The sequence below is a fragment of the Flavobacterium branchiicola genome, from assembly GCF_018383905.1.
Taxonomy (GTDB): Bacteria; Bacteroidota; Bacteroidia; order Flavobacteriales; family Flavobacteriaceae; genus Flavobacterium; species Flavobacterium branchiicola.
This window is the reverse complement of the sequence record NZ_JAGYWA010000013.1, coordinates 35,477-52,381: the sequence shown is the minus strand read 5'-3', so window position 1 is coordinate 52,381 and position 16,905 is coordinate 35,477. Positions and strand designations below refer to the sequence as shown.

Genomic DNA, 16,905 nt, shown 5'->3' with positions numbered 1-16,905 from the left:
AAGCTCATTTGCAAAATCAAGTAAAATTGAAAACATGGAAAAAAATAAATCGGAACAAAAGCAATTCTGTTCCGATTTAATTAATTTTATATTATCAATTCAGTCAACCTTTTTCAGGATAACTCAATATAAATGGCCATTCTTTCTTTTGACCTTTTAAAACTTTCTTTTTAGCAAAACCAAATGGTTTAAGTTTAATTTAAATTAAAAGAAGCTCCTAAACTGAAAGTTGCCTGATTATTTAAATGGTAAAACGGATCATTGTTACTTCCGTATTTTGCAATTGGGAATCCAACTTCAGTAAATACACCAAATCCGTCTGTGAAGAAATAACGACCTCCAACATGACCTCCAAAATTGTGTAAACCTAAACTTAGACCTGGATAAATGTCTAATTGCTCTACTCCAATTACGCTTGATAAATTAGCATTAATTCTCGCTTTTGCATCAAAACGATCAGAGAAATCAGGAGTTTGATCATTGTAAGCTGATGAACTTCCGTGGTAAAAACCAGTAAAATTATCAACTCCCAATAAATAATTGGCAACAAAACCAAATGAGAAATTTTCTCCTAAACCAAAATCTACAGATCCTTGAATTCCAGAACCACCATCTTGTAAATTAGCACCAACATTAACTCTTACATCTCCTTTTCCTGTAAATGCTTTTTGAGCATTAACAAATCCGAATGATACTAAAAACAAAAGTGTAATAACCTTTTTCATAAACTTAAATATTAATTATTTTAAAATGCAAAATTAAATTTTTATGGATTAATTCCTACCTTTTTCGTCAGGATATAATTCATTTAACGGATCGCTTTGCCAGAATTCTTTGGTATCAATGTCCATAATCGTCAAAGGCCCTTTAAATGCAGCGCCTGTATCCACATTCCAGACACAAGCTTTTTGAACTGGAACTGTCTGTCCAATTCGGGTAACAGGAGTATGGCCGATATAAACTTCTTTATAAACAGTAAAACGCTTAGGATAGTATAAATCGTCAGGTGTTAAGTTTGGGTCTAAAGAAAGTGCGGTTTCCCAGAGTGTTCTGTCCCAGTAAAATAATTTCGGAAAGTATTCCCAGACTACACCATTTAAATTAGTGAATCCGGCATGAACAAATAAACGGTTTTCATCATCAAGATAATAATCCTTCAGCTGTTCTAAAAAAGCAATATGCGTTTTCTTCTTCTCTTCAGACATCTTCGAATAGCCCTCTACTGTAGCTTTTCCGCCATGTTTATACCACATTTCCTCATCAAGGTCATCATGACGGTTTTCAAGCCATTCTAAGGCCAGCTGATCGTGATTTCCTCTAATGCAAATGCAGTTCTGTTTGCTTTTTAAATCAATCAAATAGTCGATTACTTCTGCAGACTGACTCCAGCCATCCACGTAATCGCCTAGAAATATAAGAGTATCTTCTGTAGTGACTTCGGCTTTTTTTATCACTTGTTCCAGTGCAAGTAATCCGCCGTGAATGTCACCTATAACAAATGTTCGCATTATTTAATTTTTCGTGTAGAAAAGCAAAAATAGAAAGAATAATTGGTTTGATCTCATCGTTTTTGCAATCTTTAAAAATTGATATTATTTATAACTATTTGCGATGCTTTTTTATGGCTTTACTTTCTAAATTTGCATAATGTCAGATGTGCCAACATATCGCAAAATTATCCATATCGACATGGATGCTTTTTATGCTTCGGTCGAGCAGATGGATAATCCAATGTTACGCGGCAAACCTGTCGCAGTTGGAGGGTCAGAAAACAGAGGAGTAGTTTCGGCAGCAAGTTATGAAGCTAGAAAATTTGGCGTTCGCAGTGCAATAAGTGGCGTTTTGGCTAAAAAATATTGCCCCGAGATTATTTTCGTCAGACCAAGATTTGATCGTTATAGAGAGATTTCCTCAAAAATTCATAAAATCTTCCATGAATATACCGATTTAGTTGAACCGCTTTCTTTAGATGAAGCTTATCTGGATGTTACTCAAAACAAAAAAGGAAATCCGAGTGCCGGTTTATTGGCTCAGGAAATAAGGCAAAGAATCCTGAACGAAGTTGGTCTTACAGCTTCTGCCGGAATTTCGGTCAATAAATTTGTGGCTAAAATTGCGAGTGACATCAATAAACCAAATGGACAAAAGACAGTTAATCCGGATGAAATTCTGGAGTTTTTGGAAGAATTGCCCATTCGGAAGTTTTATGGCGTTGGAAAAGTAACTACAGAAAAAATGTATCAGTTAGGGATTTTTACAGGAACAGATTTAAAAAGTAAATCTTTGGAGTTTCTTGAAAAGCATTTTGGAAAATCGGGGGCTTTTTATTACAATGTCGTTCGTGGTATTCATAACAGTGAAGTAAAACCACATCGTATAACCAAATCGGTTGCTGCAGAACATACCTTTGATGTCAATTTATCTTCGGAAATCTTTATGCTCGAACAGCTGGATAGAATCGCTACATCTTTAGAAAAAAGATTAAAAAAACATGAAATATCGGGGAAAACCGTTACTTTGAAAATAAAATACAGCGATTTTACTCAACAGACCAGAAGTAAAACGCTGCCTTATTTTATATCAGATAAAAGTCTGATTATGGAAATTGTGGAAGAATTATTATATCAGGAAAAAATGAAAGATTCTGTTCGTTTACTTGGCATTTCGCTGAACAACTTAAATATTGAAGAGAGAAAAGCTGTAGTAGTACAACTTAAATTTGCATTTTGATACATTAATTTTTGCTTAAATTGAACGTTAGTATTTTTTTGTGAAGAATTTTCTTTCTATCTTTGAGAGAGTACCATTTAATATTATTCAGATGAAAGACAATAATTATAAAGAAACTTCTTGTCGCCATTCAGTACCTCTAATGTCCTGGGATTTTCATTATTTATATTTAAATGAATTAAAATCTACTTTTGCCGATTTGAAAAAAGTCAATGAAATTTCAGATCAGTTTTACTGGAATATGGAAGATCTGAAAATTGAAGAAAGAATTAAAAATGAAGTTGTTCTCATTACAGATTTGAGTTTAAAAATTATTTTTGCTTCAAACGGAATAAGAAGAATGACTGGCTATAAAGAAGATGAAGTTTTGGGGCATACGCCAAAAATATTTCAGGGACCAGCTACATCCAAAATTGTTTTAGAAGAGATTAAAGAAGCAATTCAGCTAAATATTCCTTTTAAAAAGACACTAGATAATTATAAAAAAAATGGAGAAACGTACAGATGCAGTGTAGATGCAGTCCCTGTTTACAATTTAAAAGGGAAAGTATCACATTTCATAGCATTCGAAAAAGAAGTTAAAAGTGCTTAAAAGAAATACAGTTTAAGAATTACAAAAAGTATATAAAAGCAAAAACCGCCCAAAAGGCGGTTTTCATTATTTAAAAAAAGCTTAGTATCTCAGTACCTTAGAATCTTAGTCACTAAAAAAAACTATAAATTTTCAAAAAAGTCATTTCCTTTATCATCAGTAATGATAAAAGCAGGGAAATCTTTAACAGTGATTTTACGAACAGCTTCCATTCCTAATTCTTCAAAATCAACAACTTCTACTTTTAAGATGTTGTCTTGCGCCAAAATAGCAGCAGGACCTCCAATAGAACCTAAATAGAATCCACCGTATTTGTTGCAGGCATCTGTAACCTGTTTAGTACGATTTCCTTTAGCAAGCATAACCATACTTCCGCCATGTTTCTGGAATTCGTCAACATAAACGTCCATACGCCCGGCAGTCGTAGGTCCAAAACTACCTGAAGCCATTCCTTCCGGAGTTTTTGCTGGTCCCGCATAATAAACGGGGTGATTTTTAAAGTATTCCGGCATTGGTTTTCCGGCGTCTAGTAATTCTTTAATTTTTGCGTGTGCAATATCGCGTGCAACAATCACAGTTCCGTTTAGTTTTAAACGCGTTTTGATTGGATATTTTGATAATGTAGCCAGAATATCTGACATTGGCTGATCTAAATCAATTTCAACCGGAGCTTCTAAATGCGGAGCCGTTTCTGGTAAAAATTGTTTTGGATTAACTTCTAATTGCTCAACGAAGATTCCGTCTTTTGTAATTTTTCCTTTAATATTTCTATCTGCAGAACAAGAAACTCCCAATCCAACCGGACAAGAAGCCGCGTGACGTGGCAAACGAATTACACGAACATCATGTGTGAAATATTTTCCTCCAAACTGAGCTCCGATTTCGCTTTCCTGACAAATTTTCTGAACACGTGCTTCCCATTCTAAATCACGAAATGCCTGACCGGCCATGTTTCCTGAAGTTGGCAAATGATCATAATAACCCGCAGATGCTTTTTTAACAGCGCTTAAGTTCGCTTCTGCAGAAGTTCCACCAATTACTAAAGCCAAATGGTATGGAGGACAAGCAGAAGTTCCTAAATCTTTGATTTTTGCACGAACAAAAGCATCCATTGATTTATCGTTTAATAACGATTTTGTCTGTTGGTATAAGTAGGTTTTATTCGCAGACCCGCCACCTTTTGCCATAAACAAGAATTCGTAAGAAGCTCCTTTTTTAGCATAGATATCAATTTGAGCCGGAAGATTAGAACCTGAATTCTTTTCTTCAAACATCGAAATTGGAACAATTTGAGAATAACGTAAATTACGTTTCTGGTACGTATTAAAAATCCCTCTGCTTAGCCATTCTGCATCATCGGCACCTGTAAAGATGTTTTCACCTTTTTTTGCCATTACAATTGCTGTTCCGGTATCCTGGCAGCTTGGTAATTGACCTTCGACAGCCACAGAAGCATTTTGTAATAAATTGTAAGCTACAAAACGATCATTGTCAGTTGCTTCCGGATCATCAAGAATGTTTCTTAGTTTTTGCAAATGCGTTGTTCTTAGCATAAACGAAACATCAGTAAGCGCCTCTTCAGCTAATAACTCTAAACCTTTTGGATCAACAGTTAAAATTTCACGTTCACCGAATTGTTCTGTTTTTACAAAATCAGAAGTAATTTTGCGATATTGCGTATCATCCTTCAAAATTGGATAAGGATCTTGGTATATAAAATCAATCATTGCTTTGTTTTTTTACAAAGTTAGAAATTATTTACCTAAGAAAGAATTTGAATTAGCCTTGTTTTGTGGACTTTATTTCTGTTTATAAAAGTCATCAAAAGAAACTTTCTTCTGATAATATACTTTTTCCTGCACAGAAAGAAGTTGATTTTTCCAGTGATTTCCGCTTAAGCGAAATTCAATCGAATCAGAATGCGTAACGGTTCCCATGTTGTCATCATCTTCTTCCGGTTCAAATGCAACTCTCTTGCAATAGAATGTTTCAGGATCATTTTTGGCAGTTGGGTTATCAAACTCAACCCAGCTTCCCCAGCCGCTGTCAGTCATTGAGTCCCATTCGTAAACGAGTTGCAGGTTTTTGTTTTTCAGATGGTATAAATAATGGCTTTGATTATATCCGCATGCCGGATAGCCAAAACTTACCTGAATAAAAGAAGATGTATTGGTCGATTCTGAACTTAAACCGTATGTAGCACTCCACTCTGATCCTTTTTCGTAGCCATTGATTGTTACTTTTGAAGATGCTGTTTTAGTTTTATTTTCATAAAAATCTAGCTGATATCTTGATATTACAATACTGTCCTTATCTACTTTTTGATCAACTAGATTTGCTAAAATATAGTTGGTAGAGGATGTTTCTCCCTCAGCATAAAAATGTATGGTATCCGATGAAATAAAAGGATCTGCAACGTTGGCAACTTTGTGCTTTTCTGAAACAGTTTTTTTTGCTGCTGACTCAGCAGGTTTCGGTTTTTGGCAACCAATCAAAAGAAGTAAAAAGAATAAAGTGTGGATTTTCATGTGTTTATTTTAGTGCCTCAAAAATATATTTTTCTTCGTATTGAATGCTGAATTTATTAAGAAAATTTAGATATTCATCATTAAAACTTTGTTTTTTGTGATGTTGTTCCTGATTTGCAATATATTTATAGACAGAATCAATTTGAGATTTACTATAGGAAAAGACTCCATAACCTTCCTGCCATTCAAATTTATCCTTTGTCAATTTATTTTCGTTGATATATCTAGAGGATTTTCCTTTTACCGCTTTCATTAAATCTGAAATCGAGATTGTTGGTTTAAGTGCCAAAAGACAATGAACATGATCTTCAACACCATTTACAATTATTGTTTTGCAACCCGTTTTATTGATTAAATTTCCAATTATGCCGAATATTTCTGCTTTACATTCGTTGATAATCAATGCTTCTCTGTACTTAACTGCAAAAACGGTTTGTATATAAACCTGATGAAATGTGTTTGGCATTTTATATTATTTATTGATAAATATTTTTTATAAAAATACGAATTATCTTATAAATATTTTGCATTATTCCATAATTGTAACTGGACTGAAGTCCAGCCCTACAATATTGATTGTTCCTCTGGAACATTTTTTTGGATTGCCTTTTGGGTTACTATTAAAAAACAGGACTGAAGTCCAGCCCTATAATATTGCTTGTTCCTGTGGAACATTTTTTTGAATTGCGATCTAGATTACCAATAAAAAACAGGACTGAAGTCCAACCATACAATACCAATTGTTCCTCAGGAACAGAAATTGAGCCAACGGCTCAAATCATATTGTAGGGCTGGACTTCAGTCCAGTCTATGTTAAAAAAACCAGGTCGCCACAAAAATCGCGGTAATCACACAAATCAAATCAACCAGAAGCATGGTTCCTAAAGCATAACGAGTGTTTTTAATATTTACAGAACCAAAGTACACCGCAATAACATAAAAAGTACTTTCGGCACTACACTGAAAAATACTGCTCAATCTTGCTGTTAGAGAATCTGCGCCAAAAGTATTCATAGAATCAATAAGGAATCCTCTTGATCCTGCGGAGCTAAAAGGACGAAGCATGGCAACAGGAAGCGCATTAGTAATTTCTTTACTAACGCCCAGATTTGAAAACACAAATCCAATTCCGTCACTAATAATTTCAAATAAACCACTGTTTCTGAATAGCGAAATAGCAACTAACATCCCAAGAACGTAAGGAAAAATGGTGACACCTGTTTTAACACCATTATTTGCTCCAACCACAAAAGCGTCAAAAACCGTTGTGTTAGCTTCAATAAATTTCTTTTCATGCATGAAAGAGAAAATCAAGGTAAAGACAATAATAGCAAGTAGAATTAATCCTGAAAGATTAGAAGTGAAATAATTTTTTCCAATTAAATCCAAGTGATTCACGTACATTAATAAACCAACAATTGCCGCAATTAGAACCATTAAACCAATAACAAGTGAAGCACTTTTAAAGTTGATTTTTTGTCTGATTCCAACTAAAAGAAAAGCTGCAATTGTTCCAATAAATGATGTAATGATACAAGGCAACATTACATCGGCCGGGTTGCTTGCATTTGCGGCAGCACGGTATCCAATGATAGAAGTTGCAATTAAAGTTAAACCAGAAGCATGCAGACACATAAACATAATTTGTGCATCACTGGCTTTATCTTTTTCGGGGTTTATTTCCTGTAAACTTTCCATGGCTTTAAGTCCAAAAGGAGTTGCAGCCGAATCCAATCCAAGGAAATTGGCAGCAAAGTTTAAAGTCATGTAAGAAATCGAAGGGTGGTTTTTAGGAATACTCGGGAATACTTTTACAAATACCGGACTTAATCCTTTCGCTAATTTTCCCGAAGCTCCAGAAATGATTAAAAGCTCCATTAATCCGCAGAAAAAAGCCAGATAAGCAATAAGAGGCAGGATTAAATCGACCAAAGTGCTTTTACAAGTAGGTAATAAACCATCCGATTTTTGAAGACCGCTGTAAATTTTTACCGTTTTGTTTTTGTAAACATAAGTCGTGTCGGCATTTAGCGTATCACGATTGACGATCATGGTTTGATCTTTAGCTTTTGAAATGCTGTCTTTGATGAAAGCAGGAAGTTCATGAATGTATTTTTCAGAAACTAAGATTGGGTCGTCTTTCTTTCCATTCAAAACAGAATCAATAGTATAAGTATTGGCTGTAAATAAACTCACTACAATAAAGACAATTGAAGAAATAAAAATCGCTAACCAAAATCTGCTTAATACCATAATTGTAATTTTTTGTAAATGTAATTATTTAGCCATAATAAGCACAAAGATTTTGATGCTGAAACCGGAAGTATTTCTCTAAAACAACAATTTTTTAGATGAAATTAAATTTATTCGATAACAATTTTTGTTTCCAGATAATTTTCAAAAGATTTGATTTCCTGAAAAATGAGTTGTTTTTTATTTTTTTCAGGTTCGTTAAAAAAATGCGCTTCTATTTTAGCATGATCTTTTTTTATGGTTCTTTTCCAGACTCCAATGACTTTTCCATTTTCCATGATTACAGGTTTAAAAATACCATTGTTTGTAAAAGCCTTTGATTGATGTTCTGATAAAATGGCCACTTCGCGAGTTTTATAAGAAATTAGAATCTCATCAAATGCCGGAAGAAAATGTACGCTTTCGCAGAAGTTGTCTGCGTCAGAATACTCTTTTTTAAACCAATATTGCTGATTATCAATAGTAATATTATTTAGTTGCAACTCAATTGCATTAATGGCAATTTTGCAAATAGTAGGCGGAAAACCAGACCACCACGAAAAATCAAGTAACGTTGCAGGACCATGACTTTCAAAATATCGCAGGGCTAATTTTGACAGCGCTTCTTCTTTAGATAATTTAGTTATTGGTTTCAAAACACGTTCTTCAAGAAGAGCATAAGTAATTTGCTTACCTTTCATTCTTCCATTGCAGACCAAACCATCAAGTTCTGCATTCATCATGATTGCTGCACTCAAAAAATCATCACTTGAAGTTTTTTTGATATTGAGCTCCAACATGATTTCTTCGCGGGTTAAATGGTTGTTTCCAGCTAGTAATTTTTGGATTGCATTATTTGCCTGATCCAGTTTTTTGGCATCGTAGCCATATTTTTTACTCGCAGAATTTGTAAAACGCTTTACCTGCGGAGCAGAAAGATCTAGCATCCAGTAAATATCATCAGCAGAAACAAAATGCCAGGTTGGCCGAAGAATATGAGTTCGAATAATTTTTCCTGAATTTATGGCTTCTTCTATTTCTGCTTCAGTAGAAGTGCCACGGGAACCAATTGCCCATTTCGCCATCGCATAATCCTGCGCCTGCATTGCGCCCAAATGCTGTACAATTTCCTGTGGCGAATTTGAGCTCGTCTTATAAAGTTTTTGAGAAACCAGCCGATGATGTGAAATTTCCTGATGTGTCATTTTAAACCATATAAGTGATATAAGTTCATTTAAACTTTGCGTTTCAATCTTAGTACCTCTGAACCTTTGCTACTTTGTACCTCAAAAAATCTATACATGAATAATTTCATCATCTATGAGTAAATCTTCCCGGCGTAGGCGTAAAAAAACCTGTGCTACTGCAATAGTATCTTTTTCACAATACGTTATAATTCTGTCAATGTTTTTTTCGACATAATAAACATGTCCTACCTGACTTCCGTCAATATCGCCTTTTGGCGATGGAACCCCGAGAATTTTGGTTAACAATTTTAAAGAGGTGAAATGTTTATAATCACCAAACTTCCATAATTCTAAAGTATCTAAATGTGCAATTTCCCAAGGTTTCTTCCCAAACAAGTTCAGTTTATCAGGAATAGCAATTTGATTGATAATCATTCGGCGTGCAATAAACGGAATATCAAATTCTTTAGCGTTGTGTCCGCATAAAAGGTGTTGTGGCTGATTGAAGTGATTATTCAGAAGATTATTAAAGTCTTTTAGAATCTTTTTTTCCTCACCAAAAAACGAAGTCACTCTGAAATTTCGAACATCTCCCTTAATTGTAAAATAGCCAACAGAAATACAGATTATTTTTCCGAATTCAGCCCAAATTCCGGCACGCTCATAAAATTCTTCGGGAGTAAAATCGTCTTTTCGTTGATATTGCGTTTTTAAATCCCAAAGCGATTGCATCTCGGCATCAAGCAAATTAAAGTTTTCCTCTTCGGGAACAGTTTCTATATCAAGAAATAAAATGTTATTGAGGTTTATTTTTTCAATCATAGTATGGTAGTGGTTTTGCCACGAATTTCACGAATTCCACTAATTCTTTGCGTGGATAAATATACACAAATTGGTAATAAACTAAAACAAGAATATGACAAAAAGAAAGTTTTTTCTTAGTTTTATTCGAATAAAAATTCGTGCAAATTGGTGAAATTCGTGGCGAAAACTAAAATAGACTTTGTTGAAGAGAAGGGCTTTCATGTTCCAAAAGCCATTTTTTACGGGATAATCCACCGGCATATCCGGTTAGTGAGCCATTTGTGCCAATAACCCGGTGACAAGGAACTACAATCCAAAGCGGATTTTTACCATTTGCCGATGCTACGGCGCGAATTGCTTTTACATCTCCTAGTTTTTTGGTCTGATCCATATAGCTTACCGTTTTTCCGTATGGAATTTCCAGTAATGATTTCCATACTTTCTGTTGAAATTCAGTTCCTTTTGGGTTTAATTTTAGATCAAAGTCGGTTCTTTTTCCTTCAAAGTATTCAGTTAGTTGTAAAACGGCTTCTTTTAAAACATCGGGAATGGTTTTAGAAACTTCATTTGTACCAACGTCTGAAACAGAAATTACTGCAATACCATTTTCATCTCCAATAATTTTGGTGATTCCTAATGGTGAGTTGATGAAGACTGTTTCCATATTTTGATTTTCAATTACAAAGATCGTAAATATTTTAAACCTGATTAGTTCATTCTGAGTTTAATGTAGATTTTACCAGCCGCCGCCTCCGCCACCACCACCTCCGCCACCAGAGCTCCCTCCACCGGAACTTCCGCTGCCTGAGCTGCTCGAAAACGTGTTGTAAGTAGAGCTAAAGTTTGTTATTAGCTTAATCGAAAATCCCGAAGAAGTGTTAGTCGTTTTGATCCAATTATTAGTATAGTTCAGTCTTTTTAAAATATCAATAAAATTTTTATTCCATTCCTCTTCAATTCCCAATGCAAAGGCATAAGGTAGATTTTCTTCATAAATGCGTATTGCAGTTGCATTTTCTTCGGGTTTGTAATCTAATAAATACTGTTTCAGTTTTTTAATTTGAGATTTTGTTTCAATTCCGAGTTCAGTGTAGGCACTTATCAAACTCAAATAGATACTAAATCCGGAAATGATTGTAAAGAGAACCAGTAAATTTAGGATCGAATAGCTTTTATCTACATTGATCGCAAAAAATGACCCAAAGCAAAAAACACCTGTAAAGACTAAAAGAAAGAGGCAAATTAAAATTCCGCCAACGTTAACTTTAATAATTGCTTTGAAAAGTGATTTTATAATTAATATGTTGAATATTAAAAACATAAATCCGGAAATAGCGGCCCAAAAAATGGTTCCTTTTGCAAGGTGGCAATATCCTAATAATGCAGAAATTGTAATTGCAAAACCAAGTAAAATTTGTTTATAATTACTCGAAAAATAGTTCTTTAAGTTATACTGGCTTTCGAGTGATTCCTGAAGGACATATTTAGCTTTATTGAAGATTGAGTAGGTTTTATTATCAATTACAAACGAATCATTTTCTTCAAATAAAGCTTCTAAAACTGTATTTTCTTCTTTAGTTAAATCTGTTGTTGCGTTTGTTTTTTTAAGAGTATATTGAAACTCATCTGCCCAGTTTTCTTTTCCATTGTCAGAAATTTGGATAGCTCCTTTCATAGAAAGATTAATTATCGCAATCAAAAGTGTTTGTGTCGAGACGTAACGTTCTTTTAAGTAATATAAAGATGCTGGAGAATATAGATTTTTTAAATCGATTTTGCTGTTTTCATCTTTTAACAATGGATCTTCACCATATCTTTTCCATGAAAAATAGTAAAATGCAAAACAAATCGAAACAAATGCGATTGCTAATAGTATTTTATCCGGAGCTAAAAATTCCTCCAATTTATAATGCGGCGAAAAAAATGGCTGATGAATAATTCCTTTAGGAAAACCTGCTGCAATGGTAAAACCTTCTTCTTTCTTTAGATTTTTGGAAGTAAAATAAACACAATTGCCAATTATTTTAGCGTCGCATTCATGCGCTTTCGATCCTAAAATCCCAGTGTAGCAATAGGTTTGAAAAGCTTTGGCTCCTTTTGGAAAAGTTATTTTTGCGGTTACATTTTCAATTTCAAACTGCCAATAGTTTCCGGTAACGTTCCAATAGATTTCATCAAATTCATCATAAGAATGTATTTGTGCTTCGACTTCATAAGTCAATTGGTAGGTGTAAGTCCCTTCTGAAAGCATATGATCTTTATCGCCAATATAGATCTTAAATGTTTCAGAATCTTCATCGATATGATATGGCTCTTTGTAGTGATCTTTGGTCACATTTAAAACAGTGTAAAAAGTGTTTTTAGAAACTTTTGATGAATTACTTATCAACGGAAGTTCTCTAAATATACCGTGATCTATTTGCTCGCCTTTTGCATAAACTTTTATAGTTTCGGTAACGATGATATTTCCATTCTCTTTTAAGAAAATATCAGTGTGAAATTGCTTTATTTTTTCAGGATTTTCATTTATATCAGAAGAATAAGCTTCGTCCTGAGCATAACTTTGTAGAAAAGAAAATAATAAAAGGCAAAAGGAAAATAGAAAGCGGAATTTTTTCATGTGGAAAAACAAATGTTTTTTGCTGAAGGAAAAATAGTGTTTTTTATTTTAAAATCTATGGGATTGTAAGTTTTAATAATCCTCCAATCCAAATTTATAATTTAAAATACTTTCAATTTTCTCGCTTGAAATGATTTTTTTAATGTTTGATTTTTCAGAACTGAATTTCGGTTTAGGCAAATTCTTTTCAATCGCTTTTTGGGTATAATACTCCTCTCTTGTTGGGTGAAAAGGTGCAACGGCGTTGAAAACTTCATTCCAAATGGACTGATTTATGATTTCTTCAATGATCAGAATACAATCGTTTTGGTGAATTAAATTAACGGGTGCATCCGGGTTTTCGATATTTTCTTTTCCGGTAAGGTGTTTAACAGGATGACGATCTTCTCCAATTAATCCTCCGAAACGTAAAATTGTAGTTTCAAAATTTTGATTTTCACGAAGATGATTTTCGGCCATAAATAATTGTTTACCGCTTTCTGTTTCTGGATTTGGAGACGTTTTTTCTGTAATAACAGTATTATCATCGCCATAAACCGATGTTGAACTTACAAACAGCACTTTCTTTACAGACGATTTTTCTATAAAAGGAATTAGATTTTGGATTTTTTTGACAAAAACTTTTTGGTCAGAATTAGGATCTACAGTTCGTAATTTGGGCGGAATATCTATAATTAAGATTTCACTTTCAGCTAAAAAAGCATTGATGTTTTCAGAAACACTATCACTTTCGACAGTTATTAAAAACGGATTTATTCGTGAATCTTTTAAAACAGAAAGTTTGTTTTCTGAGGTTGTTGATCCGTTAACTGAATTTCCTTTCTCAATTAGCTTTTTTGCCAAAGGTAATCCGAGCCAGCCACAGCCTAATATGCTTATTTGTTTCATTTTTTTATTTTATGTATTAATCTCGCAAAGTCGCTAAGACGCAACGTTTGTCATTTCGATTTTGCGAGATTAATTTTTTACAAAGTTAAAGTAAATCGAACTTTGTCTTTTCCTTTTGCGCCAATTCTATTGTAGAATTTAATGGCTCGTTCGTTAAATTCTGGTGTTTGCCATTGCAGATTAACGCAATTGTTCTGAGTTCCAATTTCTTTTAATTTTTCAATTAGTAATTCGCCAATTCCGTAATTGCGGGCTTTTTCTTCAAGAAACAAACAATCCATGTACATAAAAGAGGCAGCATCCCAGGTCGAAAAATCAAAAGTATATGAGGCATACCCAATAATGGTTTCTTTTGTGGCTACAACGAGACAGAACAATTTTGGATTTTCACAGAATAAAGCATTTTTTAAAGTTTCTTCTTTTCCTTCTGATGAATATTCGGCACGTTCAAATTCGGCATGTTTTTGACATAAAATGACCAATTTAGAAAGGTCGTTAATTTCACAGTTTCTTATTGAATATTCCATTGCAGGTTAATTTCGTTTTGTAAAAAATGAATAAAATGTTGAAAATAGTCCGGATAATTCTCATTTGCCCTTACGGCGATGAAGTGTTTTCTTTTCAAACCATTTTTTCCAACTTTGATGGCTTTAATCGGACTGGTTTTTAAATGGGGCAGAAGTGCCCATTTTGCCATCGACATGACACCCATATCAGCTTTAACCATTTCCAGAGAAGCTTCTGTTAATGGCATTGGTGTTATTTTTCTCGGAGAGATTTTTGCCGGAGCCAAAAGAAACTGATGTATGGTAACTGTTTCTAGTGGTAATGAATGAATAATCAAATGCTCATTGATGAAATCTTCAGCAACTACATACTTTTTATCAGTCCAGGCATGATTTTCAGAAACAACCATTACTACTTCATCCTGAAAAAGTTCGATGTATTTTATATTATTATCTTTAATCTGATCACTTATAATGGCAATGTCGATGGTGTTTTCCAGAATTTTTTGCAGCGGAATATGAGTCGCTTCGGCAACAATTTTTAATTCGACATTGGGGTAAAGGAGATGAAATTGCTTTAAAACAGACGGAAGCCAGTGATAACTGGAGAAACATTCAGTACTTATTCGGATTTCGCCATATTCACCAAAAACCATTTGTTTGATCTGAGCTTCAGTTTCTGCCAGTTTGCTTATAATTTCGTTGGCAAGATTATATATTTTTTCACCGGCTTTTGTGAGCACCAGTTTTTTGTTGGTTCTTAAAAAAATGGCCGTGCCTAATTGATATTCTGCTTCTTTGAGCTGATGGCTTAAAGCCGATTGGGTAAGGTGAAGTTTGTCGATTGCTTTGGTAATGCTTCCTTCTTCAACAATCGCTTTGATCAATTTTAAGTGGCGTATTTCCATTTCTTATCTAGATTAATACACAAAGTAACAAAATTTTACATTGGGTTTTGTATGAAAAAAAGTAATGCTGAACATGAATTCTTTTCGTTTTTATGAGAGTTATAATCATGATACTTTTGGAGAAACAAAACCTTAAAAACAAAATTAAAATGGAAGCACAAATTAAACATTATGAAAACAAGTTAGCTTTTGAAATGGATCCTTCAGATTTGTTTGATGCCTTAAATAATGGTGAAAAAGTGATTGCGCTTGATGCCAGAAAGGCTTTTGGCTTTGAAGCGGAACATATTCCGAATGCTATAAATATTCCGCATCGTGAAATGAATTTAGAAACCACGCAACATCTGGATCGTGATGTTTTGTATGTTACCTATTGCGATGGAATTGGTTGTAATGCATCAACTAAAGGCGCTTTGAATATGACAAAACTCGGATTTAAAGTAAAAGAATTAATAGGAGGAATTGAATGGTGGAAGTTTGATGGTTATGCAACCGAAGGAACAAAAGGAGAAAAGACAGGACTCAAAATTGAATGTGCCTGTTAAAAAAAAAGACAAACTTTGATCGAAAAGTTTGTCTTTGCTTATTTTTTATAATCGCTAAGATTCGATCAAGGCTTTCAAACCTTGAAGAATCGGATTTTCTTCACCCTGAGGTTTTTCCTGAACGGCACCGGGACGATTATCTTCCTGAATAATTTCGAGTTTTGTTTTCTGATTTTCTTCTGTTAGAATATAACTCATAATGAAATAATTCTCCGGCTTGTCTTCCAGTTCCGGTCTTGGAAAAAATAGAGAATATTTGATTTTTTGATTTGGAATGACTTCTAAAACGGTTCCCCATTGCTCAAAAACCTGTCCTTCCCATTCATTTCTAAATCGAATTTCATTTCCCACTTTCCAGTCGGTAATTAAATCGCTTCCGTATTGCCATTGTTTGACAATTTCTGGCTGAGTTAAAACATTCCAGACTTTTTCAGCCGGAGCATTCAGTATTATAACAGAAATATTTGTTGCCATACTTATTCAATTTTAACATTGTTTTTAGCTGCAATTTTTTTGAATAGATCTTCTTTATTTTCAGATTTCATTTTTTGGTAAATAGCCCCAAGAAGCTGTTCAGAATCTTTAGAATATTCTGAATTTTCATTACTGTAGATAATATGAGCCAGGAAAATATTATCCAGAGCCATTTCGTCATTATTTAGAAGGAAATAATTTTTTCCGGCACCAAAGTAGCCTTCAGCATTTTCCGGTTCAAATTTGATCAGTTTTTCGTAATATTCGATTGCGGTATTAAAATCAGACTTTAAAGAATAAACAACGCCAATATTCATCAAAGCAAGATTACCTTCGGGAAATACAGCAAGTGATTTTTTATAATATTTGATAGCATTATCATAATCATCCAATTGTCTGTAGCAAACCGCAATATCATCAAGTGCGAGTACAAAATTTGGGTCTTCATTTAAGGACAACAGCAAACTTTCTATAGCCTGCTTGTAGTTTTTGTTGCGCATGAAGTCTTTTGCAGAGGCGTAAAAATTTTGTGCTTTTGGATTTTTGGAATCAGCATAAAAAACAGCCGTTTTATCTTCTGGTTTGTCAGGAACTAGTTGTGGACATTTTTTTATGACCACTTCAGTCGCTCTTATAATCATGCTTTTAATGCCGTCAACCGTATTAATAGATTCTCTTACTTTAGGATCTTTTTCTGCAAGTATGGTTTCAGACATTGAATTTGTTAAGCAATCTCTAAAAATAGTTTCGGTAACCTTTGCACTTTTTTGCAAACAATCGCATGCTTTTATAGCTATTTTGTCTTCTATAGTCTGTGCTTTAATAGTCGAAAAACTTATTAATGTGACAAAAAGCAGGAAATTCTTTTTCATGGTTAAATTATTGAATGCG

The 16,905-nt window shown here is 33.8% G+C and carries 18 protein-coding genes; 3 read left to right on the top strand and 15 right to left on the bottom strand.

All coding sequences use genetic code 11. From position 1 onward, the window contains the following. Window positions 1-194: 194 nt before the first annotated feature. Together KHA98_RS22215 and KHA98_RS22210 are read right to left on the bottom strand one after the other, a co-directional pair. Window positions 195-725, bottom strand: a complete 531-nt coding sequence (locus tag KHA98_RS22215; RefSeq protein ID WP_213260190.1) for a DUF6646 family protein — start codon at window positions 723-725, stop codon at window positions 195-197. A 48-nt stretch (window positions 726-773) separates the two neighbouring features. After that, window positions 774-1,508 (bottom strand): metallophosphoesterase family protein, encoded by a 735-nt coding sequence (locus KHA98_RS22210; RefSeq protein ID WP_213260189.1) that lies wholly within the window; start codon window positions 1,506-1,508, stop codon window positions 774-776. Window positions 1,509-1,647: 139 nt separating this feature from the next. On the opposite strand from KHA98_RS22210, the gene dinB reads away from it, so the two are divergent. After that, on the top strand, window positions 1,648-2,730 hold the full coding sequence (dinB, locus tag KHA98_RS22205) for a DNA polymerase IV (RefSeq protein WP_213260188.1): 1,083 nt from the start codon (window positions 1,648-1,650) through the stop codon (window positions 2,728-2,730). A 91-nt stretch (window positions 2,731-2,821) separates the two neighbouring features. Continuing rightward, entirely contained in the window at window positions 2,822-3,322 is a 501-nt protein-coding gene (locus KHA98_RS22200) for a PAS domain-containing protein (protein WP_213260187.1), read from the top strand. Window positions 3,323-3,444: 122 nt separating this feature from the next. On the opposite strand, the gene KHA98_RS22195 is transcribed toward KHA98_RS22200, so the two are convergent. The 11 genes from KHA98_RS22195 to KHA98_RS22145 form a co-directional block, all read right to left on the bottom strand. Next, a complete protein-coding gene (locus KHA98_RS22195; protein ID WP_213260186.1) occupies window positions 3,445-5,049 on the bottom strand; it encodes a fumarate hydratase in 1,605 nt (534 codons plus the stop codon). A 72-nt stretch (window positions 5,050-5,121) separates the two neighbouring features. Continuing rightward, a complete protein-coding gene (locus KHA98_RS22190; RefSeq protein WP_213260185.1) occupies window positions 5,122-5,850 on the bottom strand; it encodes a hypothetical protein in 729 nt (242 codons plus the stop codon). A 4-nt stretch (window positions 5,851-5,854) separates the two neighbouring features. Next, window positions 5,855-6,316, bottom strand: a complete 462-nt coding sequence (gene tnpA, locus KHA98_RS22185; RefSeq protein WP_213260184.1) for an IS200/IS605 family transposase — start codon at window positions 6,314-6,316, stop codon at window positions 5,855-5,857. Window positions 6,317-6,663: 347 nt separating this feature from the next. After that, the gene (locus KHA98_RS22180) at window positions 6,664-8,103 is read right to left on the bottom strand and encodes a nucleoside recognition domain-containing protein (protein ID WP_213260183.1); all 1,440 of its coding nucleotides are present in this window, start codon (window positions 8,101-8,103) and stop codon (window positions 6,664-6,666) included. A 110-nt stretch (window positions 8,104-8,213) separates the two neighbouring features. After that, the gene (locus KHA98_RS22175) at window positions 8,214-9,287 is read right to left on the bottom strand and encodes a winged helix DNA-binding domain-containing protein (protein ID WP_213260182.1); all 1,074 of its coding nucleotides are present in this window, start codon (window positions 9,285-9,287) and stop codon (window positions 8,214-8,216) included. 90 nt (window positions 9,288-9,377) lie between these two features. Further along, window positions 9,378-10,091, bottom strand: a complete 714-nt coding sequence (locus KHA98_RS22170; RefSeq protein ID WP_213260181.1) for a 3'-5' exonuclease — start codon at window positions 10,089-10,091, stop codon at window positions 9,378-9,380. Window positions 10,092-10,260: 169 nt separating this feature from the next. Beyond that, window positions 10,261-10,737 carry a methylated-DNA--[protein]-cysteine S-methyltransferase gene (locus KHA98_RS22165; protein WP_213260180.1) on the bottom strand — a complete coding sequence of 159 codons (477 nt, stop codon included), beginning with the start codon at window positions 10,735-10,737 and terminating at the stop codon, window positions 10,261-10,263. A 72-nt stretch (window positions 10,738-10,809) separates the two neighbouring features. Further along, window positions 10,810-12,693 carry a DUF2207 domain-containing protein gene (locus KHA98_RS22160; protein WP_213260179.1) on the bottom strand — a complete coding sequence of 628 codons (1,884 nt, stop codon included), beginning with the start codon at window positions 12,691-12,693 and terminating at the stop codon, window positions 10,810-10,812. A 72-nt stretch (window positions 12,694-12,765) separates the two neighbouring features. Next, window positions 12,766-13,581 carry an NAD(P)H-binding protein gene (locus tag KHA98_RS22155; RefSeq protein ID WP_213260178.1) on the bottom strand — a complete coding sequence of 272 codons (816 nt, stop codon included), beginning with the start codon at window positions 13,579-13,581 and terminating at the stop codon, window positions 12,766-12,768. A gap of 77 nt (window positions 13,582-13,658) precedes the next feature. Beyond that, window positions 13,659-14,108 carry a GNAT family N-acetyltransferase gene (locus KHA98_RS22150; protein ID WP_213260177.1) on the bottom strand — a complete coding sequence of 150 codons (450 nt, stop codon included), beginning with the start codon at window positions 14,106-14,108 and terminating at the stop codon, window positions 13,659-13,661. After that, entirely contained in the window at window positions 14,093-14,995 is a 903-nt protein-coding gene (locus KHA98_RS22145; protein ID WP_213260176.1) for a LysR family transcriptional regulator, read from the bottom strand. Before KHA98_RS22145 ends, KHA98_RS22150 begins: the two co-directional genes overlap by 16 nt. Window positions 14,996-15,144: 149 nt before the next feature. Here KHA98_RS22145 and KHA98_RS22140 point away from each other — a divergent pair, with 149 nt between their 5' ends. Then, window positions 15,145-15,540, top strand: coding sequence for a rhodanese-like domain-containing protein (locus KHA98_RS22140; protein ID WP_213260175.1), 396 nt, complete (start codon window positions 15,145-15,147; stop codon window positions 15,538-15,540). A gap of 54 nt (window positions 15,541-15,594) precedes the next feature. On the opposite strand, the gene KHA98_RS22135 is transcribed toward KHA98_RS22140, so the two are convergent. Both KHA98_RS22135 and KHA98_RS22130 read right to left on the bottom strand, forming a co-directional pair. Next, window positions 15,595-16,014, bottom strand: coding sequence for an SRPBCC family protein (locus tag KHA98_RS22135; RefSeq protein WP_213260174.1), 420 nt, complete (start codon window positions 16,012-16,014; stop codon window positions 15,595-15,597). A gap of 2 nt (window positions 16,015-16,016) precedes the next feature. Then, entirely contained in the window at window positions 16,017-16,886 is an 870-nt protein-coding gene (locus KHA98_RS22130) for a tetratricopeptide repeat protein (protein WP_213260173.1), read from the bottom strand. Window positions 16,887-16,905: the final 19 nt, after the last annotated feature.